A 24,882-nucleotide genomic window follows, 5' to 3' on the forward strand; every position below is an offset into this window, starting at 1 on the left:
TCCACTTGGTCGCCCATTGGTACTTCCGCAAGATCGCCGTACTTGCCACGATGGCACTCCGTGACGTTCATACGAGACATGGCCGACCGGCGGCGCGGCATGATCGGCGCCGCGACCGCGATGTTCTGCGTCGGCACGTTGACGGGGGTCTCTCCTGCGCTTCACGCTTACCCGGTGTACGGCGGGCAGGCGGTCCGCTACGCCGTCGGCGCGATCCTGCTGTTCGCGGTCGCCAGAGCCAGGAAGCTGCCCGCGGTCAGGCTGACAGGCCGCGAACTCCTCCTCGTCGTGCTTCTGGCCCTGGTCGGGCTCGCGGCCTTCAACGTGTTCATCGTCGAGTCGACCCGCCACGCCGACCCGGCGATGGTCGGCACGATCGTGGCCACGGTCCCCATCGTCCTCGCGGTGGCCACACCGCTCATGGAGGGCAGGAGGCCGACCCCGTACGTCGTCGTCGCGTCGGTCGTGGTCGCCGCGGGGGCGGCCGTCACGATCGGGCTGGGGAGCGCGACGTTCACCGGGGTGCTGCTCGCGCTCGGCGCGCTCGGCGGCGAGGTCGGGTTCTCGCTGCTGGCGATCCCGCTGCTGCCGAAGCTTGGCGCGATCAGGGTCGCGGCCTACTCGGCGACCGCGGCCGTGCCGCTGCTGCTGGTCGCGGGACTCGTCGTCGACGGGCCTCGGCTGGTGCGGGCGCCCACGCTCTCCGAGACGGCCGCGCTGGGTTATCTGGCCGTCGTGGTGACCGCGTTCGCGTTCTTCTGCTGGTACGACGCGCTGCCCCGCCTCGGCGCCGATCGCGCGGGCCTGTTCTCCGGCTTCCTGCCGCTCGGCACCATCGTCGCCGCGCTCGTGCTGGGCACCGGCCACCCCGGCTGGCCGGAGTTCCTCGGCGCCGCCCTGGTGATCGCGGGCCTGCTGCTCGGGCTACAGCCCGCGCCTGCGCCTGTCCCCATGCCCTCTCACGCGGTCGAGCAGCCCGAGTAGCGGGGCGGCCGCCGCCGTGGTCACCAGCGCCATGACGACCAGGGCGACGAAGAGCCGGTCACTGAGCAGTCCGAGGGCGAGTCCGAGATTGAGCACCACGAGTTCGGTGAGACCACGGGTGTTGAGGAGCACCCCCAGCGTCATCGAGTCGGGCCAGCCGAACCCTGAGGCGCGGGCCATCAGCATGGGGCCCGCCAGCTTCCCCAGCATCGCGACCACGATCACGAGCGCGGTGACGCCGAGCAGCGAGGCGTCGAGCCCGCTGCGCCAGACGTCCGTGCGCAGCCCGGTGCCCACGAAGAAGAACGGCAGCAGCAGGACACCCGAGACGGTGTCGATCCGTTCGGTGAGCCGGGTCACGGAGCCGGCGGGACAGCACAGGCCGTAGAGGAAGGCGCCGAAGATCGCGTGGATCCCGATCGCCGAGGTCGCCGCCGCGGACAGCAGGAGCCCCGACAGCAGCACCAGAAGGCGCACCTCCTCGCGGCCGCCCTCGAGCGCGGCGAAGATCCGGGCCAGCCAGGGGCGGCCGATCCACGCCATGGCGGCGCCGTACACGATCACGAGCGCCACGGTGAGCACGGCGCGCGCCGGGGTGTCCCGGCCCGCCACCGCGGTCATGGCGGCGATCAGGCACCACGCGACCACGTCGGCGATGGCGGCGCACAGCATGCTCAGCCGTCCCAGCAGGGTGCGGAGCATGCCCCTCTCCACCAGGATGCGGGCGAGCACGGGGAAGGCGGTGATCGACAGCGCGGACCCGAGGAACATCGCGAAGACCACCGGATCGGCCTGCGGTCCCGCCCAGTCGGGATACAGCAGGATCGCCAGGAGCGCGCCGCCGAGGAAGGGGCCCGCGATCCCCGCGTGGGCGACCGCCATGGCGACCCTGCCCTGCCCCTTGAACGAGGTCTGCCTGGTCTCCTGGCCGACCACGAACATCAGGGCGATCAGCCCGAGGTCGGCGAGGCCCTGCAGGACGGGGCGCAGCTCGGCGGGGAAGAGCCAGGCGCCCGCTCCCGGCAGGAGCGCGCCGAGCACCGACGGTCCCAGGCAGAGACCGGCGAAGATCTCACCGACGACCCGCGGCTGCCCGACGGCCGTGGCCAGCCGCCCGAAGAGCCTGGCGGCCAGGATGACGACGGCGATCGAGATGAAGAGCTGGACGCTGTGGTCGGCGGGTCCCGCCCCCGTGAGGGCGGTCCCGCCGCCCGGCCCAGAGGAGCCCATCAGCACCAGCAGGCCGACGGCGGCCAGGGCGGGGAGCGCCGCGGTGAGGGCGTACACGACGGCGGTGGCCCGGGTGTTCGCCGGTGGCGAGGCCTCGGCGGAGCGGGGACCGACGTCCACGGGACCGGGAGAGGTCTGGGTCATCGCGTCTCCGCGGCGAGCAGGCGGCGGTGCACCTTGCCGTTCGGCGTGCGGGGCAGCTCGTCCACGTACCGGACGGCATCGACGATCATGTGACGGGGCAGCGCCGCCGCGCAGTGGCGTTTGATCTCCAGCAGGTTCGGGCGGTCCTCGCCGGAGGGCACCGCGTAGGCGACGAGCCTGGCGTCGATCCCGCTTCCCGTCAGCACGACGGCCGCGTCGCTGACCGCGGGGTGGGCCTGCAGCACGGACTCGATCTCGCCGACCTCGATCCGGTGCCCCCTGACCTTGACCTGCCCGTCGCGCCTGCCGAGGAAGCGGTAGTCGCCGTCGTCCTGCAGGACGACGCGGTCACCCGTGGCGTACGGCCTGCCGCCCTGCGGAGGATGGCCCCAGTAGCCCAGCATCACCGTCGGCCCGTCGACGACCAGCTCGCCCTCCTCCCCGGGCCCTGCCACGCCGCCGTCCTCCCTGACCGCCCACACCCGGTCGCCCGAGCAGGCCCGCCCGATCGGGACGGGCGCCGTCCTGTCCGCGGGCACGGAGCCGACCTCGTGGAAGGTGCACACGTTGGTCTCCGTGGGGCCGTACAGGTTGAGGAAGCGCACCCCCGGCAGGTGCTCGCGGAGCGCGCGCAGGTGCGTCACCGGGTACGGCTCGCCGGCGAACAGCAGTGCCCGCAGGCCTGTGGGGCGCGTGTCGAGCAGCCCGCCGTCGCGGGCCATCAGGATCAGCGCGGACGGCACCGAGTACCACACCGTGATGCGCCGGTCGAGAAGGAAGTCGACCAGCAGACGCGGCGCGTACGCCGTCTCCTGGGGGATCAGGTGCACCGACGCCCCGGCGCGGAAGGCCACGTACAGGTCCAGGACCGACAGGTCGAAGTGGAAGGGCGCGTGGTTGGCGAACCGGTCCGCGCCGGTCGCCTCCAGCTCGGCGGCGGCCCAGTCGACGAAGGCGAGCGCGTTGCGGTGCGACAGGCACACCCCCTTCGGCACACCGGTCGAGCCCGAGGTGTAGAGGATGTAGGCCAGGTCGTCGGCCGTCCCGCCGGGGTCGGGGAACGGCTCGCCTCCCGCGTAGCCCCCTGCGCCGACCCCTGCGCCGACCCCTGTGCCGACCCCTGTGCCGACCCCTGTGCCGACCTCTGTGCCGGCCGTGCTCAGGCCTGGAACGGTCACGCCGTGCCGGGCCAGCGTCGCCAGGCGTTCGGGCGAGGCGACCACGGCGCGGGGCGCACAGTCGGTGACGAGCTGGACGGCGCGGTCCGCCGGGCTGAGCGGGTCGACGGGGACGTAGGCCGCGCCGAGGCGCAGCACCGCCTGCATGGCGACGACGGCCCACGCCGACTTGTCGAGCCAGAGTGCGACGCGGTCGCCCCGCCGTACGCCGAGCCCGGCCAGCGCGCGCGCCGTGCGGTCCGCCTCCGCGTCGAGCTCGCCGTAGTTCAGCGTTCCGTCCGCCGCCACGACCGCGGTCGCCAGCGGCGTACGGCGCGCGCTCTCGCGGACGAGCTCGTGCAGCCTCACAGCCCCAGCTCCTTGACGATCTGTTCGAGCTGGATCTCGGACGTCCCGGAGAAGACGGTGGCGGGCAGCGCGTCCCGCAGCTCGCGCTCGATGCCGCTGTCGGTGCGGACGCCCGCGCCCGCGAAGATCCGCATGGCGTCGAGGCCGGCCTCGACCGCGCCCTCGCTGACCGCGAGCTTGGCCATCGCGACGTCGAGCACGGCCCGCTCGCCCTGGTCGAGCCGCCAGCACGCCTGCCACAGCAGCAGCCGCGCCGCCTCCAGACGGAGCCGCAGCCGCGCGATGCGGTGGGATATCGCCTGGTTGTCGGAGATGCGGCGACCGAACTGGCGGCGTTCCAGCGCGTGCTCGACGCACCGCTCCAGCAGCCGCTCCGTCCTCCCCAGGTAGGCGGCGAACAGACAGGTGCGCTCCCAGCGCATCGAGGCCTGGAAGATCGCCGCCCCCTGCCCCTCCCTGCCCAGCCGGTTGCCCGCGGGGACGCGGCACCCGTCGAGCCGCACCGCCGAGGCGGGCACGCTCTCCAGCCCGACCTTGTCGAACGGCTCGTCGACGGTCAGCCCCGGCGTGTCCCGCGACACGGCGAACGCGGTCACCCCGAGATGGCCGAAGGCGGGGGCGGTCGAGGCGTAGACCGTGAAGACGTCGGCGATCGGGGCGTTGCTCACGAAGGACTTGACCCCGGTGATGACGTAGTCGTCGCCCTCCCGCACCGCCCGCGTCGCCATCGCGGTGACGTCCGAGCCCGACCCCTCCTCGGTGATCGCGTTCGCGCCGACCAGCTCACCGGAGCACAGCCCGGGGAGCGTCCTGTCCCGCAGTTCGGCGCCGCCGTGCTCGGCGATGGGCATCGCGCAGGCGAACAGGTGCGCCATGGTGGCGAACACCAGCCCCATGTCCGGGCAGCCCCGCCCGAACGCCTCCACGGTCCGGGCCGTGCTCAGGAAACCGAGTCCTCCGCCGCCGTGCTCGACGGGCACGGAGAGGCCCGTGAGCCCGAGTCCCGCGCACCGTCGCCAGTCCTCGCGGGTGAGGAACCCCTCTTCGACGGCAGGCCATGTACGTGTCTTTTCCCGGACCAGCTCGTATCGCTCCCGCTGGTCGGGGTCCCAGGCGAAATCCACGATCGGAAGCTTAGGATCGGCCGCTTTCCACTGTCCTCATCCTTTCTGCAGAAGCCGTGCTCCGCCGTTCTGCCCGGAGCTCGGGAAAACGCCTGGAGAGAGTCTTCCCCGTCATCACTTCCGCCCCCTACGAAAGGACGAGGCAACGGGTCAGCAGGCGGATCCGCGAGAGGGGAAGTTCAGTATTTGTCAGGAGGACAGTCAGACGGGAGCTTCGTAGTCTCATGCCGGTGGCCGCGCCCACGACGGCGGCCACGGCGGCGTGACCACCCGGTGGGTCACCCATAAGACGGGAGCGGGCAAATGAACGAGTCGGAGGTCGCCGACGTACTCCGGAAATACCTGACGGAGAGGATTCTCGACGCCTCGGACGTCGAGATCGAACTGAACACCCCGTTGCTCGAGTGGGGGATTCTCAATTCGCTCACCACGACCCGGCTGGTGGGCTTCATCAGAGAGCAGTTCGGAATCGAGATTCCCGTCGAGGAGATGGTGGGCGAGAACTTCAAGGACCTGCTGAGCATCAGCAGGCTCGTCACCGGGCTCGGCGGCGAATGAGCGTGCTCCGGCGCGCCCGTGAGTGTGTCTATGAGGGGAAGGTCAATCATGTCCGACGTTGACTTCGACATCGCGATCATCGGAGGCGGTCCCGCGGGATCCTCGATCGCCTCCTATCTGTCCAAGGCGGGCCTGTCCTGCGTGGTGTTCGAGAGCTCGACCTTCCCCCGCGAGCACGTGGGAGAGTCCCTGATCCCCGCGACCACCCCCGTGCTGTCCGACATCGGCGCGCTGGCGAAGATCGAGGCCGCCGGCTTCCCCAAGAAGTACGGCGCGGCCTGGACCTCCGCGGCCGAGACGAAGATCCCCACCCTGGGATTCGAGCTCTCCCACGGTTTCAGGGCGGCCGAGATCGAGTTCAGCGAGCGCGACCAGGCCGGGGTGAACCAGGACTACACCTACCACGTGGACCGGGGACTGTACGACCTGATCCTGCTGCAGCACGCCGAGTCGCTCGGGGCCAAGGTCTACGAGGGGATCCGGGTGCGGCGGGTCGACTTCTCCGAGCCGCTGCCGAAGGTGGTCTTCAGCATCGGCCGCAGGGAGAGCGACGTGCGGGTGCGGATGGTGGTCGACGCCAGCGGGCGCAACACCTTCCTCGGCAGGCAGCTCAAGCTCAAGGTCTCCGACCCGGTCTTCAACCAGTACGCCGTCCACACCTGGTTCGACGGGCTCGACCGCACGGCGCTGGCGGTCAACAAGGAGCAGGCGGACTTCATCTTCATCCACTTCCTGCCCATCACCGACACCTGGGTCTGGCAGATCCCCATCACCGACACCGTCACCAGCGTCGGCGTGGTCACCCAGAAGAAGCACTTCAGCGAGGCCGGGGCCGACTGGGAGACGTTCTTCTGGAAGTGCGTCGAGAGCCGCCCCGAGCTCGCGGAGGCGCTGCGCTCCAGCAAGCAGGTCAAGCCGTTCAAGCCCGAGGGCGACTACAGCTACGCCATGCGGGAGATCTGCGGCGACGGCTGGCTGATGATCGGCGACGCGGCGAGGTTCGTCGACCCGATCTTCTCCAGCGGCGTCAGCGTGGCGATGAACGGAGCCAGGATCGCCTCGTACGACATCCTGGCCGCCGCCGAGAAGGGCGACTTCACCAAGCCCTCCTTCGCGCAGTACGAGGGCAAGCTGCGCAACGCCGTGAGCAACTGGTACGAGTTCATCTCCATCTACTACCGGCTGAACATCCTGTTCACGGCGTTCGTGGCCGACCCCAGATACCGTCTCGACGTCCTGAAGATGCTGCAGGGCGACGTCTACGACGGCGGCGAGCCCGCCGCGCTGACCAAGATGCGTGAGATCACCCGTCAGGTCGAGCAGAACCCCGACCACCTCTGGCACAAGCACCTCGGCTCGTTGCGCGCTCCCAGCGCCGCCCCGCTGTTCTGAAAAGCGCCGCTGTTCTTGGAAAAACGGAAGGACCGGGAAATCCGTGAAGAAGTTCATCCTGGCGGAGAACGACCTGCCGCAGCAGTGGTACAACATCCTGCCCGACCTGCCCGCCCCGCTGCCGCCGTACCTCAACCCCGTCACCCACGAGCCGCTGCGCCCTGAGGACCTCGCCCCGCTGCTGCCGCAGACGGTGATCGAGCAGGAGTTCTCCCAGGAACGCTGGATCGACATCCCCGAGCAGGTGCGGGACATCTACCGGATGTGGCGGCCGAGCCCGCTCGTGCGGGCCGACAGGCTGGAGAAGGCCCTCGACACCCCGGCCAAGATCTACTTCAAGTACGAGGGCGTCTCGCCCGCGGGCTCGCACAAGCCGAACACCGCGATCCCGCAGGTCTACTACAACGCCCAGGAGGGCGTGCGGCGGGTGACGACGGAGACCGGCGCGGGTCAGTGGGGCTCCGCCCTGTCCTTCGCGGGCAGCCTCTTCGGCGTCGCCGTCACGGTGTACATGGTGCGGGCGTCCTACCACCACAAGCCCTACCGCCGCTCGCTCATGCACACCTGGGGAGCCGAGGTGTTCCCCTCCCCGACCGAGCGCACCCAGGCGGGCCGCGACATCCTCGCCAAGGACCCCGACTCGCCCGGCAGCCTCGGCATCGCCATCAGCGAGGCCGTCGAGGACGCCCTCGCGCACGACGACACCAAGTTCGCGCTCGGCTCCGCCATGAACCACGTGGTGCTGCACCAGACCGTCATCGGCCTGGAGGCCAAGCGCCAGCTCGAGCTGGCCGGGGACTACCCCGACGTCGTGGTCGGGTGCGTCGGCGGAGGCTCCAACTTCTCCGGGCTGGTGTTCCCCTTCATGGCCGACAGGCTCTCGGGGGAGCGTCCCGAGACCCGGTTCGTGGCGGCCGAGCCGACCGCCTGCCCGACCCTCACCCGAGGCGCCTACACCTACGACTACCCCGACACGGCGGGACTCGGCCCGCTGCTGCCCATGCGCACGGTCGGCCACGGCTTCATGCCCGCTCCCATCCACGCGGGCGGGCTGCGCTTCCACGGGGACGCCCCGACCCTGTGCGCGCTCCACGACCAGGGATACATCGAGGCGCGCGCCTACGACCAGAACGAGGTGTTCGCCGAGGCCGTGCGGTTCGCCCGCCACGAGGGCTTCGTCATGGCGCCCGAGTCCTCGCACGCCCTGCGCGGCGCCGTGCAGGAGGCGCTCGCGGCGAAGGAGGCGGGGCAGGAGCGCACGATCCTGTTCGGCCTGTCCGGGCACGGGCACTTCGACCTGGGGGCCTTCGACGCCTACCTGGCCGGGCAGCTGGAGGACTACACGATCCCCCAGGCCCAGCTGGACGAGGCGCTGAGCCAGCTCCCCAAGATCGAGCGGATCTGAGATGGGCGGCGGCTGGATCGACGTCCACCACCACAGCTACCATCCGCCGCTGATCGCCGAGCTGCGCCGGAGAGGGGTGACGCACATGGCGCCGGGCGTCCCCCTCCCCGAGTGGACGGTCGACGATTCCCTCAAGGTCATGGACGCCAACGACATCCAGGCGGCGATCCTGTCGATACTGCTGCCGAACGCGGCCTTCGACGAGAACGCGGCGTCGCTGGTCCGGCAGGCCAACGAGTGGTCGGCGGAGCTGGTGCGCGCCCGGCCCGACAGGTTCGGGGCGCTGGCCGTACTGCCCCTGCCGGACGTCGAGGCGGCCCTCGCGGAGATCGACCACGCCTTCGACGTGCTCGGTCTGGACGGGGTCGTCCTGAGCGCCAGCCTCGCGGACGGCCGCTACCTGGGCGACCCGGCCTTCGCCCCCGTCTTCGACGAGCTCAACCGGCGCGGAGCCGTGGTGTTCGTCCACCCGAACCCGGCCTACCGGTGCGACTGCGCCGGAGGGCCCGGGTTCACGGCCAAGGTCCCGCCGCCGCTCGTCGACTTCGTCATGGACACCACGAGGGCGGTCGCGGACCTGCTCTTCGGCGGCACCCTCGGCCGCTGCCACGACATCCGGTTCGTCCTCGCCCACGCGGGCGGCACCGTGCCGTTCCTGGCCTGGCGTCTGGAACTGGCGGCGACCTGGGTGCTTCCCGGGGCGGCGGACACCGACGTCGCGGGCGAACTGCGGCGGCTGTACTACGAGACGGCCCAGGCGGCGTCGCCGGCGACCCTGGGGTGCCTGAGGGAGGTGACCGAGAGGGAGAACGTCCTGTTCGGCACCGACTTCCCGTTCATGAGGGACACGGTCGTCTCGGCCACCAAGCGGCATCTCGCCGAGGTCGCCGACCTGGACCTCACGGGCAACGCGCTCGCGCTCTTCCCCGCGCTCGCCGGCAGGCTTGAGGCGGCCGGGGTGGCGAGAGGGGTCGCGGATGCCGCGCGCCTTTGAGGACTTCCGGATCGGGGACGTCTACGAACTGGGCAGTCAGAAGGTCACCCAGGAGGAGATCGTACGGTTCGCCCGGATGTATGACCCCCAGCCCCGCCATCTCGACGACGAGGACCTCATCGCCAGCGGCTGGCACGTGACGGCGATGTTCATGAGGCTCTACGCGGACGAGGTCCTGCGGCACGCCGAGGCCGAGGTCTCACCCGGTGTCGACGAGCTGCGGTGGCTGCGGCCGGTCAGGCCGGGAGACGTCCTCACGGGCAGGGTGACGGTCGTCGGGGTCGCGGCCTCGCTGTCCAGGCCCGACTGCGGCGTCCTGCAGCAGCGCGGGGAGTTCCTCGACGAGGAGAACCTGCCGGTCATGCGGGTCATGCTGTACGGCCTGATGCGCAAGAGGGGAGGCTGACGCCGCGGGGAGCCCTCCAGCCGCCGGGCGAGGCTGTGAACCGCGAACCGCCCGGCTTCGGCCGGGAATCCCGGTCCTTTCGGGACCGGGAGGATGTCAGACGACGATCTGTACGGCGGGAGCGGGGCCGTGCCTTTCGATCTCCGCCCAGGCCCGGGCGAGCCGGTGGACGAGCTCGTCGAGGGTCGAGGGGGCGAAGGTGAAGGGCAGCCTGATGTGGTTGCCGTGCCCGCCGTCCGGGTCCATCGCGGTGCCCGGCACCACGTCGACGCCGTGCCGTACCGCCACCTGGGCGAACGCCATGGCGTCGACGCCCGGCAACTCGACCCACAGGGCGCCGCCGCCGTCGGGGCGCCGCCAGCGCCAGCTCGGCAGCCGCTCACGCAGCAGGCCGTCGATGTGGTCGAGCTGACGGCCCAGCTCCTGCGCCCGTGAGGCGAGGATCCGGTCGAGCTGGGGCAGCAGCCGGGCCGCGATCGCCTGGTCGAGCACCGGGCTGCCGATGTCGGCGAGGACCTTGCGGCGGGCCAGCCGCTGCACGATCTCGGCGGGCCCGCGGACCCACCCGATGCGCAGGCCGCCCCAGACGGCCTTGGCGAGCGAGCCGAGCGACAGCATCTCCGTCCTGGGCGGGGCGTAGGCCGCCAGCGGCGCGGGCACGGCTCCCGACTCGGGGTGGTAGGTCATGTAGGCGTTGTCCTCGAGGACGGGCACCTCGTGCTCGGCCGCGAGCTCGGCGATCCGGTGCCTGCGCGCCGCCGACATGAGCACCCCGGTCGGGTTGTGGTAGGTGGGCATGAGGTAGAGCAGCGCGGGCTTCCGCTCACGGAGCATGGCGCTGACCGCCCTGACCTCGGCGCCCTCGTCGTCGAGCGGCACGGTCGCGAGGCGGGCGCCCGCGGCGCGGAACACGTCCAGGCAGCCGGGCCAGTTGGGCGCCTCGACGAGAACGGTGGCCCCCGGGCTGACGTACAGCTCGGTCACCAGCACCAGGCCCTGGTGCGCGCCCGTCGTCACCAGGATCTCGTCGTGGGCGGTGGGCAGTCCCGTCCCGGTCAGGTGGGCGGCGACGGCCTCGCGCAGGGCGGGCAGCCCCGAGGGGTGGTAGCCGGGACCGGCCAGCAACTCGTCCAGGTCGTCGCGGACCAGTTCGCGCAGCGCGACGGCGAGTTCGGGCGCGGCGTCCCCGGCCGCCACCGCGACGGAGATGAGCTCGCCGGGACCGTCGATGAGCCGCTGGAAGATCGTCGTGGCGGTGCCGCCGGGCACCCGCCCGTCGGCGGAGGGGCGTCGGATCCTGACGTCCCGCGCCACTCGCGTGCCGCTTCCCTGACGGCTCACCAGCAGGCCCCTGCCGCGCAGCTCCTCGTAGGCCGCCACCACGGTGGCCCTGCTCACCTGGAGCGCTTCGGCCAGAGCACGCTCGGAGGGCAACCGGTCGTCCGCGAGCAGCGCGCCGTCCTCGATGGCCTCGCCCAGCGCCTGTGCCAGTTTCCGGTAGAGGGGGCCGCGCCCCGACGCCCAGTCACCAAGGAGCGCGACGACATCACGTTCGGTAGGAATCCGATCCATTCGACCCTCTACTGGCTCTGGCCACTTGTTCCCAAGATGCCAAGACTGGATGTCATGGGCAATGGAAGTGGACTGGAAAAATGACCAATATCCTAATTTTCCTGGCCGCAGCCGTACTCTTGGCCGTGGTCGGGCCGCGTTACGGCGCGGACACCCGTGACAGCCTGGACTGGACGCCCGTCGAGCCCTTTCCGCCGGAGTGCGCCGTCGCCCCCGTCGTGACCGGCAGTGAAGCGGGAAGGGCGTACGCCGGGCGGCGGGCATCCCTGCGGAAGGCGGGCGCGGTGGGAGCGTCCGGTCCGCATCGGACGATCAGGGCTCATCGTCTTTGAGAGCGCCGGCGGGGGCGCGGGCGGGCCAGGTTCCGTGCGGTGAGTGAGGTTCCGTGCGGTGGGTGAGGTTCCGTGCGGTGGGTGAGGTTCCGTGCGGTGGGTGAGGTTTCGAGCGGCGACTGAGGGGCCGCGGGGCGACCGGAGTCCGCGGGCCGACCGAGGGAGCCGGGGGAGCGCGGGCCGGCCGGGGCTCCGCGGGCAGGTCAGGGCTCCGCGGGCTGAGCGGAGTCTTCCAGCAGGCGCTTGATCGAGTCGGCCGCCCGCCGGAAGTCTTCCGCGTTCTCCTGTCCGTCGGGCGACCACAGGAAGAGCCAGCCGTCCCCGGCCGGGGTGGCGAACACGATCGTCTGGCGCAGGCTGTCGGGGTGCCACACCCACAACACGGGGTCGTCGCCTCCGACCATGCGGCCGGCGAGTCCCCGCTCCGACAGCTCGGCGGACAGGGATCCAAGGTAGGTCAGGCGTTGCTGGCTGAAGACGCTGGTCACGTCGGACACCTCGGGATCGTTTGCCTCAAGGATCACCCCAGGTCAACCCCGTGGCAACACGTGCAGGGGAATGCCCGGAAATGTTGCCTTCCGGATGGGGTCGGCTGTCTCGCGTGACCGGAGACGGCCCGGAACATGTGGCGCCGTTGAGCCGCGATCGAACAGTCGTTCGGCTATATTGGACGCGCCGTCACTCCTCGGCGTGCTCTGAAGAAAAATGTCGGTGGCACCCCGTAGCTTTCTGGCAACCGATCCAACCCGCGACCCTCCAGGGGGCTCCCATGGCAGCTAACGACCGCGAGAAGGCGCTCGAGACCGCCCTCGCTCAGATCGAGCGGCAGTTCGGCAAGGGCTCCGTCATGCGCCTCGGCGACGAGACCCGTGCGCCCATCGAAGTGATCCCGACCAGTTCCATCGCGCTCGACGTCGCCCTCGGCATCGGCGGGTTCCCGCGTGGCCGCATCGTCGAGATCTACGGGCCCGAGTCCTCGGGCAAGACCACCGTCGCGCTGCACGCCGTGGCCAACGCCCAGCGGGGCGGCGGCATCGCCGCCTTCATCGACGCCGAGCACGCCCTCGACCCGGAGTACGCCAAGAAGCTCGGCGTCGACACCGACGCGTTGCTCGTCTCCCAGCCCGACACCGGTGAGCAGGCGCTCGAGATCGCCGACATGCTGATCAGGTCCGGCGCCGTCGACCTGCTGGTCATCGACTCGGTCGCGGCCCTGGTGCCCAAGGCCGAGATCGAGGGCGAGATGGGTGACAGCCACGTCGGCCTGCAGGCGCGTCTGATGTCCCAGGCTCTGCGCAAGGTGGCGGGCGCTCTCAACAGCACCGGCACCACCGCGATCTTCATCAACCAGCTCCGAGAGAAGATCGGCGTCATGTTCGGCTCGCCCGAGACCACGACCGGTGGAAAGGCGCTGAAGTTCTACGCCTCGGTCCGTCTCGACATCCGCCGCATCGAGACGCTGAAGGACGGCACCGAGGCGGTGGGCAACCGCACCCGGGTGAAGGTCGTCAAGAACAAGATGGCTCCGCCCTTCCGCGTGGCCGACTTCGACATCCTCTACGGCGTCGGCATCTCCCGCGAGGGCGGCCTGATCGACATGGGTGTCGAGCACGGCTTCGTCCGCAAGTCCGGCGCTTGGTACACCTACGAGGGCGACCAGCTCGGCCAGGGTAAGGAGAACGCCCGTAACTTCCTGAAGAACCACCCTGACATGGCCAACGAGATCGAGAAGAAGATCAAGGAGAAGCTCGGCGTCGGCCCCCGTCTGGACAGCCCGGCCACCCCGCCGCCCGCCGCTCCGGCTCCCGCCGCGGCGACCTCGGGCCGTGGTTCCAAGGCGGCCACTCCCAAGCCGGGTGACGTCTGATCCGGGTTGACCGATGACGACGGGACCTGACTCCGGTCCGGCTGACGCAGCCGGGCCGCGAGACTGGGGTGCCTGGCCCGACATTCCGCAGACGGCGTCCTCCACGGCGGCTGGTCGTTCCTCCAGGCGAGGAGGCAGGCGGGCCAGAAACGATGGCGCCCGAGACGAGATCGCCGGACACGAGGCCGCCGGACATCAGGGGGGCGGTCACTGGGGCGCCGGACACGCCCCTGGCGCGGATGAGGGTGTCACGGACGAAACCGCCGGACACGAGGAGGACGCCCGGGGCGAGAGCGGCCGGGGGAGGGGAAGTCGCAGGTCCCGGCGAACGGAGCGGTCTGCCGGGCGCTCTTCGGGGAGGGGTTCGATTCTGCCCGACGGGCCGGTGGAGGGTTCTCCGGCGAGCCGGGGGCCCGACGCGGATCCGCAGGCGGTGGCGCGGGCGATCTGCCTGCGGCTGCTGACCATGGCGCCGCGCACCCGGGCCCAGCTCGCGGAGGCGCTGCGGAAGCGCGAGGTTCCGCAGGAGGCCGCCGACGCCGTGCTGGAGCGCTTCTCCGAGGTCGGCCTCATCGACGACGAGGCGTTCGCCGCCGTATGGGTGAGCTCTCGCCATGCCGGGCGGGGTCTCGCCCGCAGGGCGCTCGCCTCCGAGCTCCGTCACCGCGGGGTGGACGAGGACATCATCAAGGACGCGGTCGAACAACTCGACTCCGAGCAGGAGGTGGAGACGGCGCGCCGGCTGGTCATGCGCAAGCTGTCGTCCACCCGGGGGCTGGAACCCGCGGTCAGGACCCGGAGGCTGGCGGGCATGCTCGCCAGAAAGGGATACGGTCCCGGTCTCGCATTTCGCGTGATCCGCGAGGCGCTGGAGGGGGAGGCGGCGGAGAGTTCCGCTTCCACGGACGACTTCGATTATCCGGATGACTGATGTGAGCGTTTCGTAACCGTCCGAGTTCTCGCTGCTTCGGGAAATGTCCCGCTTGGCCGACGCCCCCCGTCGTCACCGCCGGTAACGGCGGGCGTAACCGGCGGGACGGTGACCCTCGCACGGCATCAGGCAGTGCCGCGTGAGGAAGGAGAGGCGTCTCCTCATGTTCGGCCGTTTCCCAGCGGTTCTTTGCTTGCCCGTTACCTCTTTGACGCTTAACCTCGACGGCAGTGAGGAGTTACTCCGCGCAGCGCGGATTGTCATAACGGTGAATTACGGACGAGTGAGCTTGGCGGATTCGGACATACGGGGCGTCGGTGGGAAGAGCCGATGCCACGTAGGCCCTGGATCGATATCTGTCCTGGTGGTGCCGCCGCTTGGACTTTCCGTGCCGTGCGTGTGACCCCTCGTGTGCTCGATATCGGCAACGCGAGGAGGGCGGGGCGCGCATGAATTCGGTTGTGGTCGTCACCTTGACGGTCGCGGTCGCGGTTCTCGCCGTGGTGACGATAGCCGCGCTGATCGTGTTGCTGCGTCGCACCGGTGGAGCCCTGGGAAGGCCGGGCGGTCCTTCCCCGGAGCAGGAGGCGGAGGTCCAGACGGAGCTGGACGAGGCCAGACGTGAGGCCGCCGAGATCCGTGCCCGTGCCGAGACCGACGCCGGAGATCTCCTGCGCAGGTCCGAGGCCGCCGTCGAGGCCGCAGCCGAGTTGCGCAAGGACGCGGAGGCGGAGAGCCGGAGCCTGAAGCACGAGCTCAAGGAGTTGCGTTCGGATCTCGAGCGCAGGGAGAAGCGGCTGGCCGAGCGGGAGCAGCGGCTCGACGAGGAGGCCGGACGCCAGGCGGAGCAGGCCCGCAAGCTCGCCGAAACGGAGACCGAGCTCGTCGGCCGCCGTGAGGACCTCGACCGGGTCGACCAGGAGCGCCGGGCCATCCTGGAGCGGGTGGCCGGGCTCACCGGAGATCAGGCGAAGTCCGAGCTGATCAGGGAGATCGAGAACCACGCCAAGCGCGAGGCCGCCCTGATCGTCAGAGAGATCGAGAGCCAGGCCCGCAAGGAGGGGGAGAAGCGCGCCACCAAGATCGTCACATTGGCGGTCCAGAGGGTGGCGACCGAACAGACCGCCGAGTCCGTCGTCAGCGTTCTGCACCTGCCCGGTGACGAGATGAAGGGACGCATCATCGGTCGCGAGGGTCGCAACATCCGTGCTTTCGAGTCGACCACCGGCGTCAACCTGATCATCGATGACACGCCCGAAGCGGTGTTGCTGTCATGCTTCGACCCGGTCCGTAGGGAGACGGCCCGACTGACGCTGGAGAAACTCGTCCTCGACGGACGCATTCACCCTCAGCGCATCGAGGAGGCGCACGAGCGGAGCAGAGCCGAGGTCCAGGACCTGTGCGTGCGCGCCGGCGAGGACGCCCTGGTGGAGCTCGGCATCACCGAGATGCACCCCGAGCTGATCACTCTGCTCGGCCAGCTCCGCTACCGCACCTCATACGGCCAGAACGTGCTCGGCCACCTGGTCGAGTCCGCCCACATCGCCGGGATCATGGCCGCCGAGCTCCGGCTGGACCCGGTGCTGCTCAAGCGCTGCACGGTCCTGCACGACATCGGCAAGGCGCTCACCCATGAGGTCGAGGGCAGTCACGCGCTCATCGGCGCCGAGATCGCCAGACGGTACGGCGAGCACGAGGACGTGGTCCACGCGATCGAGGCCCACCACAACGAGGTCGAGGTCAAGACCGTCGAAGCCGTCCTGACCCAGGCCGCGGACGCGATCAGCGGAGGCAGGCCGGGGGCCAGGCGCGAGTCGCTGGAGGCGTACGTCAAGCGGCTGGAACGCCTGGAGGAGATCGCCACCTCCTACGACGGAGTCGAGAAGGTCTTCGCCATGCAGGCGGGCAGGGAGATCAGGGTCATGGTGAAACCCGACGCGATCGACGACATCCAGGCCCAGGTGATCGCCCGCGACGTCGCCAAGCAGGTCGAGGAGGAGCTCACCTATCCCGGCCAGATCCGCATCACGGTCGTCCGCGAGTCCCGCGCCACGGAGTTCGCCCGTTAGAACGCTTCCCAGGCCCCTTCCGCCCGTCCCGGCTCGCGCCAAGGCGCGCTCGCGGCTGACGGCGGTCGGGGGCGTCCACGGTGCACTGTCCCTTCCGGAGCTTTCTGAGGAGGGCGGCGGTCAGGGGGCGTCTGCGTATGTTGTGCCTTTTCGAGCTTTCTGGGGATGACGGCGGACAAAGGCTGTTCACGGTGTGTTGTGCATCCTCGATCCTTCTGGGGACAGCGGCGGTCAGGGAGTGTTCGCGGTGCGTTGGGCTTCTTCGAGCCTTCTGAGGATGTTCGTCACGATGCTCTCGCCCTGCCGGTCGCCGGTCTCATGGAAGATGGCGGCCGCGTGCCGGCCGGCGGTGATGGCCTCGTCGAAGCGCCCCGTCTGTCCCAGGGCGATCCCGAGGTTGCCCAGAGCCTTGGCCTCGCCGTGGCGGTCGCCGGTCTCACGGTAGACGTCGGCGGCCCGTCGGCACGCGACGACGGCGTCCTCCGAGCGCATCACCTGCAGCAGGGCGTTTCCGAGATTCGTCAGTGCTCCGGCTTCGCCGTGGGGGTCTCCGGCCTCGCGGTGGAGGTCGGCGGCTCGCCGGTGGGCGGTGGCGGCCTGGTCGAGCTGTCCCGCCGTGGCGAGGGTGGTTCCGAGGTTGCTCAACGCCTTGGCTTCGCCGTGGCTGTCGTTGGTCTCACGGTAGAGGTCGGCGGCTCGCCGGTGGGCGTCGACGGCCTCGGCCAGGGCTCCCGCCTGCCGTAGCGAGTCACCGAGGTTGTTCAGTGTCGCGGCTTCGCTGTGCCGGTCGCCGGTCTCCTCGAAGACACCCATGGCCTGCCGGTGTGCGGCGATGGCCTCGGTCAGGGATCCCACCTCTCGCAGGACGCTGCCGAGATTGCTCAGCGCCATGCCCTCGCTGTGCCGGTCGCCGGTTTCCGTGAAGATGCGGGCGGCCTGCCGGTAGACGACGACGGCCTCCTCCAGATGTCGTGACCGCATCAGCGCGTTGCCGAGGCTGTTCAGCGCGACGCCCTCCTGGTGCCGGTCGCCGGTCTCGCGGTAGAGGTCTACGGCCTGCCGGTGGACGGCGACCGCCTCGTCCAGACGCCGCAGCTCCTGCAGGTCGTCGCCGAGGCTGTTCAGTGCCGCGGCCTCACCGTGCCGGTCACCGACTTCCCGGCAGATCCGTATGCTCTGCCGGTGGGCCACGACGGCCTCGTCGAAGCGACGTGTCTGACACAGGGCGTCGCCGAGGTTGCTCAACGCCGCGGCCTCGCCCTTCAGGTCGCCGCTTGCGCGCAGGAGATGTCCGGCCTCTCGGCAGGCGGTGATGGCCTCGTCGAAACGCCGCAGAAACCGCAGGGCGTTGCCGAGGTTGTTCAGCGCCATGCCTTTGGCGTGCTCACTGCCGAGGAGATCGGCGGCACGCAGGGCGTGGCGGGTGAGGGCGACCCAGTCGTTGAAACGCCGTCGCCATTTGAGGAACCCGGCCAGCGCGACGGGCAGCAGCCAGGCGACGACGTGGCGGTCGTCGCCCGCGACGGCGACGGTGGCGGCCAGGTTGGGGTATTCGACGTCCAGCCAGGCCAGCGCGTGGTCGCGATCGGCGAAGGCATCGGTCATCGGATCGTCGAAGGCGTGCTCGAGACGGCCGCTGGCGGCCACCGCGCCCGACACGTAGTACTGCAGCAGCGTGGCGAGGGCGGAGGCGCGGTCGTCGGCGTCGGCGTCGGCACGGCCGTGCCGGTCGGCGAACAGGCGTACCAGGTCGTGCATACGCCACCGGCCATAGGAGCTGCCGCGTTCGATCAGATGCGCCTGGGCCAGTCCCTCCAGGAGGCGGCGGGCGGGGACGTCCCCGATGCCGGCCAGGACCGCCGTGGCCTCGGTGGAGATCTCCGGCCCTGGATTGAGCGGCAGCAGCCGGAACAGCCTCGCCTGTTCCAGGTTGAGGTGCCGGTGTGACAGGTCGAGCGCGGCGCTCACCGCGAACTGGTGCGGGGAGGGGGGCGTTCCGCCCACGACGACGCCGGCGTCGTACTCCATCTCGTCCAGCCGGGAGTCCGCGCTGCTCAGCCGGGCCACGATCGCCGCCGGCGGGCAGGTGGGATCCACAGCCAGCAACGCGGCGATGATCCGCAGGGCCAGCGGCAGGCCGCCGCACAGTTCGGCGAGCGCGGCCGCGGCCTCGGGGTTGTCGGTGATGCGTCTGTCGCCGGGAGAGGCCACTCGCAGGGTCCGTTCGAGCAGCGTCACCGCCTCCGCGGGATCCAGCACGTCGAGGTCCAGCAGGCGGGCGCCGAGCATGCCCAGGGTGTGGCGGGAGGTCACGATCGCCGCTGTGACGCCGTCCGCAGGCAGGAGCGGCCGGACCTGTTCGTGGGAGGAGACGTTGTCGACCACCACCAGCATCCGCCTGCCCTCCCGGGCGTAGGCGGCCAGCACGGAGGCGTACAGCCTCGTCCGGTCCTGGAGGGTGGGCGGGATGTGCTCGCCGGGAACGCCCATGGCGCGCAACCACCCGTCCAGGACCTGGTCGGGGTCGAGGCGGCGTGCGCTGTCGTAGCCGAACAGGTCGGCGAACAGCGCTCCGCCGGGAAACCAGCCCATCCGCAGGGCGGTGTGGGCGGCCTGCAGGGCCAGCTCGGTCTTGCCGACTCCGCCCATTCCTCCCACCGCCGTCACCACCACGGTGGAGGCGGAACCGCTCCCCACGGTCCGGGGCGGCTCATCGGTCCGGGCGGTCCCGCCCGGCTGAGGGATCGCTCCATCCGGGACGGCCACTCCGCCCGTCCGGTGGGTCGCTCCGCCCGCCTGAGCCGCCCCCTCCGCTCGGAGGGGCGACCCGCCCGCCTGAGCCGCCATGCCCGGGACGGCCGTTTCGCCCATCCGGAGGGCCGATCCTCCCGGATGGGCGGCTGCTCCTCCCGGATGGGCGGCGGCGTCGGCGGGCGGTCGGGGAGCCAGGGTGTCGAGCACCGCCCGTAGGTCGTCCGCGCGCCCGGTGAACGCGGCTGAGGCCGATGGAAGCCCGGACAGCGCCAGGGGCACCCGCGGCGGCAGCCGTACGGTGACGTCCCGGCCCTGGATCACCGTGGAGAAGAAGACTCCGCCGCTGATCTCGTTGTGGGGCGTGCCGGTCACCGGGATCCCCCCTCCTTCTCCTCCTCGGAAGGCGCGGAGGAGGGTGTCGGCGGGCCGAAGGCGACGTGGCTGATGGTCCGTCCCTGGATGACGGGGCCGTGGAAGGTGCCGCCGGTGATCTCGTTGCGCACTCCGCCGGGAGCGGTCTCTTCGGCGGCCGCGTCGCCCGGCGCCGCCGCGTCGCCCGCCGCGCCTTCCATCGGGCTTTCCACAGCACCTTTCCCGGTGCCTTTCCCGGTGTCTTTCCCGGTGTCGGCGGGTGTCGACGCCGGGGCGGGATGAGAGGCGGAGTGGTCCGCGTCGGAGCCGGCACGGGTGTCGCGAGGAGCGGTGCGGGTGCCGAACAGGGCCATGGCCAGACCGGCCAGGGCGATGAAGGCGGCGATCACGCTGCCCCAGCGGTCGGCGTCTTCCAGGCCGACCCGGTAGAAGTAGGCGCCCATCCCGATCGCGGTTCCCGCGAAGAGGACTCCGCCCACCCATTTCAGAACGCGTCCTGACATGCCTTCATCGTCTCGTCGCGGAAAGTTCGCAGAACGTGGTCCGGCGCAAGGGTGATCCGAACGTTGCAACTCCAGCGGCGCGGTACGCCGGAAACGGTCGCCTTCCGGCGGACGGGACCGCCATCGTGAAGTGCGGGCACCGGCTGTCCCCTCCTGACGGCCGGTGCCCGCGCGGGGTGTGTCCGGTCGTCAGGCGCGGAAGACCTGTTGGTAGAAGGCGAGCTCGGTGGCCAGGGCCGTGCTGCGGGTCTCGGCACGGCGGAAGCCGTGGGCCTCGCCCTCGAAGGTGAGGTAGGTGCAGGGAACGCCACGCTCGGCGAGAGCGTCGGCGAAGGACTGGGACTGCGGGGGAGGGACCACCGGGTCGGACAGTCCCTGCAGCAGCAGCATCGGGCAGGTCACCCCCGCGACCCGGCCGAGAGGCTCCCGGGAACCGTACAGGACGGGATCCTCCGGGCCGACCAGCCACTCGATGTAGCGGGACTCGAAGTCGTGGGTGGTCGTGACGAACGAGGCGAGCGCGCTCACGCCGTAGTAGGAGACGCCGCCCGCGAACACGTCCGAACTGCAACAGGCGGCCATGACCGTCCAGCCGCCCGCGCTGCCGCCCCTGATCGCGATCCGTCGTCCGTCCGCCAGCCCCTCCGCGGCCAGCCACTCGGCTGCGGCGATCGAGTCCTCCACGTCCACCACTCCCCACTGGCCGTGCAGCAGGTCACGGTAGGCGCGGCCGTACCCGGTCGAACCGCCGTAGTTGACGTCGAGCACGCCGATGCCCCTGCTGGTGAAGAAGGCCTTCTCCAGGTCGAGCGCGCTGACGCTGTGCGAGGTCGGGCCGCCGTGGGCGAAAATCACGTACGGCGGAGCGCCCTCACCGCGAGCCTCAGGATTGGAGGGCGGGTAGAGGATCGCGTGCACCCGGCGTCCGGAGCGGCCGTCGAACTCCACGCCCCTGGGGGCCGGAAGGTAGGCGGGGTCGGGCAGCTCGCCGACGTCGCGACGGAACTCCTCGACCTGCCCCGTCGCGGTGTCCACCCGGACGACGGAGCGGGGCGTCGTCGCGCCGTAGGCGATCGCGGCCACCGCGTGCCCGTCGGAGGACAGCGACGGATGCCAGCCGTCATAGGGCGTGTCCAGGTCGGTCAGCGTGCCGCTGTCCGGGTCGAGGACGCCCAGCCGCATGTCTCCCCGCCCGTGCAGGAGGGCGATCCGGCCGTCGGCCAGCGGGATGTACGGCGAGCCGCCCAGCTGCCACAGCGGTCCGGCGCACTCCTCCTGAAGGGGGCAGAGCGCCTGGAAGGAGGAGCCGTCGACGCCGATCCGGTAGAGGTTCCACCAACCGGAGCAGTCGGAGACGAGATAGAGGGTGCGAGCGTCACGCCAGCGCGGAGAGAGCACGGACTCGGAGACGCCGCCGCGTATCGTCCGGGTCTCGCCGTCGGCCACCCGGGTGACCCGAAGCTCGGTGCCGTTCCACGGCATGCGGGGGTGATCCCAGCAGATGTACGCCAGGTGCTCGCCGTCCGGCGACAACGCGAGGGAGGCGTAGAAGTCGCTTCCCCCGGCCCGCTCGCGCGGCTCGGCGCCGCCGTGCACCGGCATCGAGACGATGGAACGGCTGATGCCGCCGTCGACGTGATGCCGCTCGCGCACGCACCACACGTGCCCGTCGTGGACGATCATGTCGGCGTAGCGGAGACCGCACTCGCTCTCCGGCTCCGGTGAGATCGCCTCCGGCTCCGCACCCGGGAGCAGGAGGTAGAGCCGCTGGTCGGCGAGGTTGGCGAACACCACCCCTCCGCCGGGAAGCACGGCGTACGGCCGCCCGCCGTACTCGTGGACGCGGGTCCGGGCGTTCCAGGGGGCGGGCAGCAGCTCCCGGCGCGTGCCGTCGGCGTCCTGGTGCATGATCGTGGTGCGCCCGCCCTCCATGGGGCGGTCCTCGCTCCACCACATCTCCGCACCTGACACCGTCGGGAATCCAAGGCGCAGCCCGGATCGGGCGACACCCGTGGTCGAGATGGGAGAGGGCCAGGTACCGTACGGCCGGACGACCTGCTCGGGGGACATGGCGCCATCCTGCCCGATAACCCGTCGCCTGTCGCCGGTATGGCGCTCATCCCACGCGACATGCGGGAATTCGTTTTCCATGACGGCTGGAAGCAGTCCCCCAAACAGTGATGATCAGGTTTTCCCGGACGCCGGGTTCCGGTCAGTCGACCGCGGAGACGCCCGGGGTCGCGCCCGGCACCACGATCGCCCCCGGGGGTTCGATCGGCTGGGCCGTGGTCTTGCGGCTGCGACGGGTGCGTCTCTCCAGCCACGTGGCGATGGCCCCGACGATCAGGTTGATGATGATGTAGACGACCGCGATGACGATCACCGCGGGGATGATGTTGTTGAAGTTGGACGGCAGCACGCGCGCGCCCGCGTTCAGCAGGTCCTCGAACGAGACGATGAACCCCAGGGCGGTGTCCTTCAGCAGCACGACGAGTTGGGCGACGATCGCCGGCATCATGGCCGTGACCGCCTGCGGGAGCAGGATCATCCGCATGACCTGGCCCTTGCGCAGCCCGACCGCGAGGGCCGCCTCCGACTGGCCGCGCGGGATGGCCTGGATGCCCGCCCGCACGATCTCCGCCAGCACCGAACCGTTGTAGAGGACCAGTCCGACCACCACGGCCATGAACGGGGTCACGGTGAGCCCGAAGACCGCGCTCCCGCCGTACATCACCGCGAAGATCATGATGAGCAGCGGGATCGCCCTGAAGAACTCGACCACGACGTCCGAGGGGACGCGGATCCAGGCGTGTTCCGACAGCCGGCCGATGCCGAAGACGAATCCGAACGGCACCGCGATCACCGCGGCGACCACCGCGGCGCTGAGGGTGTTCAGCAGGCCGGGCAGGATCAGGTTGACCCACACGTCGGCCTGCAGGAACGGTCTCCACAGGGCGGGGTCGAGCTGGTTCTTCTCCTGCAGCTTGATGACCATCAGGTAGAGGACGGCCAGCACCGCCAGGACGACCAACGCTGTGAACACGGTGTTGCGCCGTCGCGCCCGGGGCCCCGGCGCGTCATAGAGGACGCTGGTCCGGTCGGGCACGCTCCCGTGCTCGCGGCTCTGGCGAGGTTCCGCGGTCAGCGTGCTCATCGGATCACCGCCAGTCGTTTGGACAGCCAGGTGAACAGCATTCCGGTCGGCAGGGTCAGGATCACGAACCCCAGCGCGAACCCGAAGAAGATGGGGATGACCTCGGCGCCGTGCGACTCGAAGAGCGTCTTCATCGTCAGGGACGCCTCGGTGACGCCGATGGCGGCCGCGACCGTGGTGTTCTTGATCAGCGCGATCAGGATGCTGCCCAGCGGGGCGATCACCGCGCGCAGCGCCTGGGGCAGCACGATCAGCCTCAGGTTCTGGGAGAAGGTGAGACCGATGGCGCGGGCCGCCTCCGCCTGGCCGATCGGCACCGTGTTGATCCCGGCCCTGATCGCCTCACAGACGAACGCCGCCGTGTAGGCGGACAGACCGATGATCGACAGCCAGAGGTAGTTGGTGGACAGGCTCGTGGAGAACGAGACGTCCAGCACCAGGCCGAGGCCCAGCCCGCAGAACACGATGACCAGGGTCAGCGGCGTGTTCCGCAGGATGTTCACATACGCCGTGCCGATCCCGCGCAGCACGGGCAGCGGGCTGACCCGCATCGCGGCGAGGATCGTCCCGAGGAGCAGAGCCGTGATCCCGCTGGCCAGCGTCAGCCGGATCGTCAGCCAGAAGGCGTCCCGGATGACCGGGAATTCTTCGAAGAGTGCCTGCACTCGTCCCTCCAGTGGCCCGAGGGCCGGGACGACGCGCCCCGGCCCGGCCTGGCCGTCAGTAACGCTCGATGGCAGGGGGCGTGGTGAAGAACTTGCCGAACTCGCCGAAGTTGGCGTCGACGGCCTTCTTCCAGCTGCCGTCCTGGAACATCTTCTCGACGGCCTTGTTGATCTTCTCGCGGGTCTCCTTGTCCTCCAGCTTCACGCCGATGCCGTACTTCTCCTCGGAGAAGGGCTTGCCGACGAGGCGGAACTTGCCCGGAGACTGGGTGGCGAACCCGGCGAGGATCGTGGCGTCCGTGGAGATCGCGTCGACCTGCTTGTTCTCCAGCAGCGGCAGGCAGGCGCCGTAACCCTGCTGTTCGGTGAGGTACTGGCTCTTCCAGGCGTCGCCGAACTTGTCCACCAGGCGCTTGGGCGAGGAGGACCCCTGGGCGCCGCAGACCTTCTTGGTCTTCAGGTCGTCGACGCTGTTGATCGTCGTGTCGTCCGCGCGGGTCAGGATGTCCTGGCCGGTGACGAGGTACGGCCCGGCGAAGCCCACCTTCTTCTTGCGGTCGTCGGTGATCGAGTAGGTCGCGGCCACGATGTTGACCTGACCCTGCTGGATGAACGACTCGCGGTTGGCCGAGATGGCCTCCTTGAACTGGATCTGGTCGTCCTTGTAGCCGAGCTCCTTGGCGACGTACTTCGCCACGTCGACGTCGAAACCCTTGAACGAGCCGTCCGGTTGCTTCTGACCCAGGCCGGGCTGGTCGAACTTGATGCCGACGACGAACTTGTCGCTCCCGCCGCTGCAGGCGGTGAGTCCGGCCGTCATGGCCGCCACCGCGATCACCGCGGCTCCGACACGATGTGCACGCATCCTGCTACCTCGTCTTTCGTCAAGAAATCTGGGTG

The 24,882-nt window shown here is 70.4% G+C and carries 20 protein-coding genes; 9 read left to right on the forward strand and 11 right to left on the reverse strand.

Translation table 11 applies throughout. The features are described from left to right. Positions 1–60: 60 nt before the first annotated feature. Positions 61–984, forward strand: a complete 924-nt coding sequence (locus tag PKF00_RS14125) for a DMT family transporter (RefSeq protein WP_271217941.1) — start codon at positions 61–63, stop codon at positions 982–984. Here the strand turns inward: PKF00_RS14125 and PKF00_RS14130 are convergent. The 3 genes from PKF00_RS14130 to PKF00_RS14140 are packed head-to-tail and all read right to left on the reverse strand — an operon-like array spanning position 925 to position 5,008. Further along, positions 925–2,358, reverse strand: a complete 1,434-nt coding sequence (locus PKF00_RS14130; RefSeq protein WP_271217942.1) for a cation:proton antiporter domain-containing protein — start codon at positions 2,356–2,358, stop codon at positions 925–927. The two genes, PKF00_RS14125 and PKF00_RS14130, sit on opposite strands and share 60 nt — an antisense overlap. Continuing rightward, positions 2,355–3,884 (reverse strand): amino acid adenylation domain-containing protein, encoded by a 1,530-nt coding sequence (locus PKF00_RS14135; RefSeq protein ID WP_271217943.1) that lies wholly within the window; start codon positions 3,882–3,884, stop codon positions 2,355–2,357. Before PKF00_RS14135 ends, PKF00_RS14130 begins: the two co-directional genes overlap by 4 nt. After that, a complete protein-coding gene (locus tag PKF00_RS14140) occupies positions 3,881–5,008 on the reverse strand; it encodes an acyl-CoA dehydrogenase family protein (RefSeq protein ID WP_271217944.1) in 1,128 nt (375 codons plus the stop codon). The genes PKF00_RS14135 and PKF00_RS14140 overlap by 4 nt, the downstream gene beginning before the upstream one ends. A gap of 303 nt (positions 5,009–5,311) precedes the next feature. Between PKF00_RS14140 and PKF00_RS14145 the strand changes: the two genes are divergently transcribed. The 5 genes from PKF00_RS14145 to PKF00_RS14165 are packed head-to-tail and all read left to right on the forward strand — an operon-like array spanning position 5,312 to position 9,763. Continuing rightward, positions 5,312–5,566 carry an acyl carrier protein gene (locus PKF00_RS14145; RefSeq protein WP_271217945.1) on the forward strand — a complete coding sequence of 85 codons (255 nt, stop codon included), beginning with the start codon at positions 5,312–5,314 and terminating at the stop codon, positions 5,564–5,566. A 48-nt stretch (positions 5,567–5,614) separates the two neighbouring features. Further along, positions 5,615–6,958: an NAD(P)/FAD-dependent oxidoreductase gene (locus PKF00_RS14150; protein ID WP_271217946.1), complete on the forward strand. Its 1,344-nt coding sequence runs from the start codon at positions 5,615–5,617 to the stop codon at positions 6,956–6,958. A gap of 43 nt (positions 6,959–7,001) precedes the next feature. Next, the gene (locus PKF00_RS14155; RefSeq protein WP_271217947.1) at positions 7,002–8,363 is read left to right on the forward strand and encodes a TrpB-like pyridoxal phosphate-dependent enzyme; all 1,362 of its coding nucleotides are present in this window, start codon (positions 7,002–7,004) and stop codon (positions 8,361–8,363) included. A 1-nt stretch (position 8,364) separates the two neighbouring features. Continuing rightward, positions 8,365–9,357 (forward strand): amidohydrolase family protein, encoded by a 993-nt coding sequence (locus PKF00_RS14160; RefSeq protein WP_271217948.1) that lies wholly within the window; start codon positions 8,365–8,367, stop codon positions 9,355–9,357. After that, entirely contained in the window at positions 9,341–9,763 is a 423-nt protein-coding gene (locus tag PKF00_RS14165) for a MaoC/PaaZ C-terminal domain-containing protein (protein ID WP_271217949.1), read from the forward strand. The genes PKF00_RS14160 and PKF00_RS14165 overlap by 17 nt, the downstream gene beginning before the upstream one ends. Positions 9,764–9,859: 96 nt before the next feature. Here the strand turns inward: PKF00_RS14165 and PKF00_RS14170 are convergent, their stop codons facing one another. After that, positions 9,860–11,335: an aminotransferase-like domain-containing protein gene (locus PKF00_RS14170; protein ID WP_271217950.1), complete on the reverse strand. Its 1,476-nt coding sequence runs from the start codon at positions 11,333–11,335 to the stop codon at positions 9,860–9,862. Positions 11,336–11,870: 535 nt separating this feature from the next. Then, entirely contained in the window at positions 11,871–12,155 is a 285-nt protein-coding gene (locus PKF00_RS14175) for a hypothetical protein (RefSeq protein WP_271217951.1), read from the reverse strand. Positions 12,156–12,436: 281 nt separating this feature from the next. On the opposite strand from PKF00_RS14175, the gene recA reads away from it, so the two are divergent. From recA to rny, 3 genes are all read left to right on the forward strand, one after another. After that, a complete protein-coding gene (recA, locus tag PKF00_RS14180) occupies positions 12,437–13,534 on the forward strand; it encodes a recombinase RecA (RefSeq protein WP_425582276.1) in 1,098 nt (365 codons plus the stop codon). A 13-nt stretch (positions 13,535–13,547) separates the two neighbouring features. Continuing rightward, a complete protein-coding gene (gene recX / locus PKF00_RS14185) occupies positions 13,548–14,465 on the forward strand; it encodes a recombination regulator RecX (RefSeq protein WP_271217952.1) in 918 nt (305 codons plus the stop codon). Positions 14,466–14,914: 449 nt separating this feature from the next. Beyond that, positions 14,915–16,534: a ribonuclease Y gene (rny, locus tag PKF00_RS14190; protein WP_271217953.1), complete on the forward strand. Its 1,620-nt coding sequence runs from the start codon at positions 14,915–14,917 to the stop codon at positions 16,532–16,534. Positions 16,535–16,765: 231 nt separating this feature from the next. On the opposite strand, the gene PKF00_RS14195 is transcribed toward rny, so the two are convergent. From PKF00_RS14195 to PKF00_RS14220, 6 genes are all read right to left on the reverse strand, one after another. Continuing rightward, the gene (locus PKF00_RS14195; RefSeq protein WP_271217954.1) at positions 16,766–19,660 is read right to left on the reverse strand and encodes an ATP-binding protein; all 2,895 of its coding nucleotides are present in this window, start codon (positions 19,658–19,660) and stop codon (positions 16,766–16,768) included. Then, positions 19,657–20,163, reverse strand: coding sequence for a hypothetical protein (locus PKF00_RS14200; RefSeq protein ID WP_271217955.1), 507 nt, complete (start codon positions 20,161–20,163; stop codon positions 19,657–19,659). Before PKF00_RS14200 ends, PKF00_RS14195 begins: the two co-directional genes overlap by 4 nt. Before the next feature lie 189 nt (positions 20,164–20,352). Continuing rightward, the gene (locus PKF00_RS14205; protein WP_271217956.1) at positions 20,353–22,233 is read right to left on the reverse strand and encodes a S9 family peptidase; all 1,881 of its coding nucleotides are present in this window, start codon (positions 22,231–22,233) and stop codon (positions 20,353–20,355) included. Positions 22,234–22,375: 142 nt separating this feature from the next. Beyond that, complete coding sequence (locus PKF00_RS14210) at positions 22,376–23,317, reverse strand: amino acid ABC transporter permease (protein WP_271217957.1); 942 nt, start codon at positions 23,315–23,317, stop codon at positions 22,376–22,378. Then, positions 23,314–23,982, reverse strand: a complete 669-nt coding sequence (locus PKF00_RS14215; protein WP_271217958.1) for an amino acid ABC transporter permease — start codon at positions 23,980–23,982, stop codon at positions 23,314–23,316. The genes PKF00_RS14210 and PKF00_RS14215 overlap by 4 nt, the downstream gene beginning before the upstream one ends. Positions 23,983–24,037: 55 nt before the next feature. Next, the gene (locus PKF00_RS14220; RefSeq protein ID WP_271217959.1) at positions 24,038–24,847 is read right to left on the reverse strand and encodes a glutamate ABC transporter substrate-binding protein; all 810 of its coding nucleotides are present in this window, start codon (positions 24,845–24,847) and stop codon (positions 24,038–24,040) included. Positions 24,848–24,882: the final 35 nt, after the last annotated feature.

This window comes from Streptosporangium carneum, assembly GCF_027922005.1.
In the GTDB taxonomy this organism is placed as follows: Bacteria; Actinomycetota; Actinomycetes; order Streptosporangiales; family Streptosporangiaceae; genus Streptosporangium; species Streptosporangium carneum.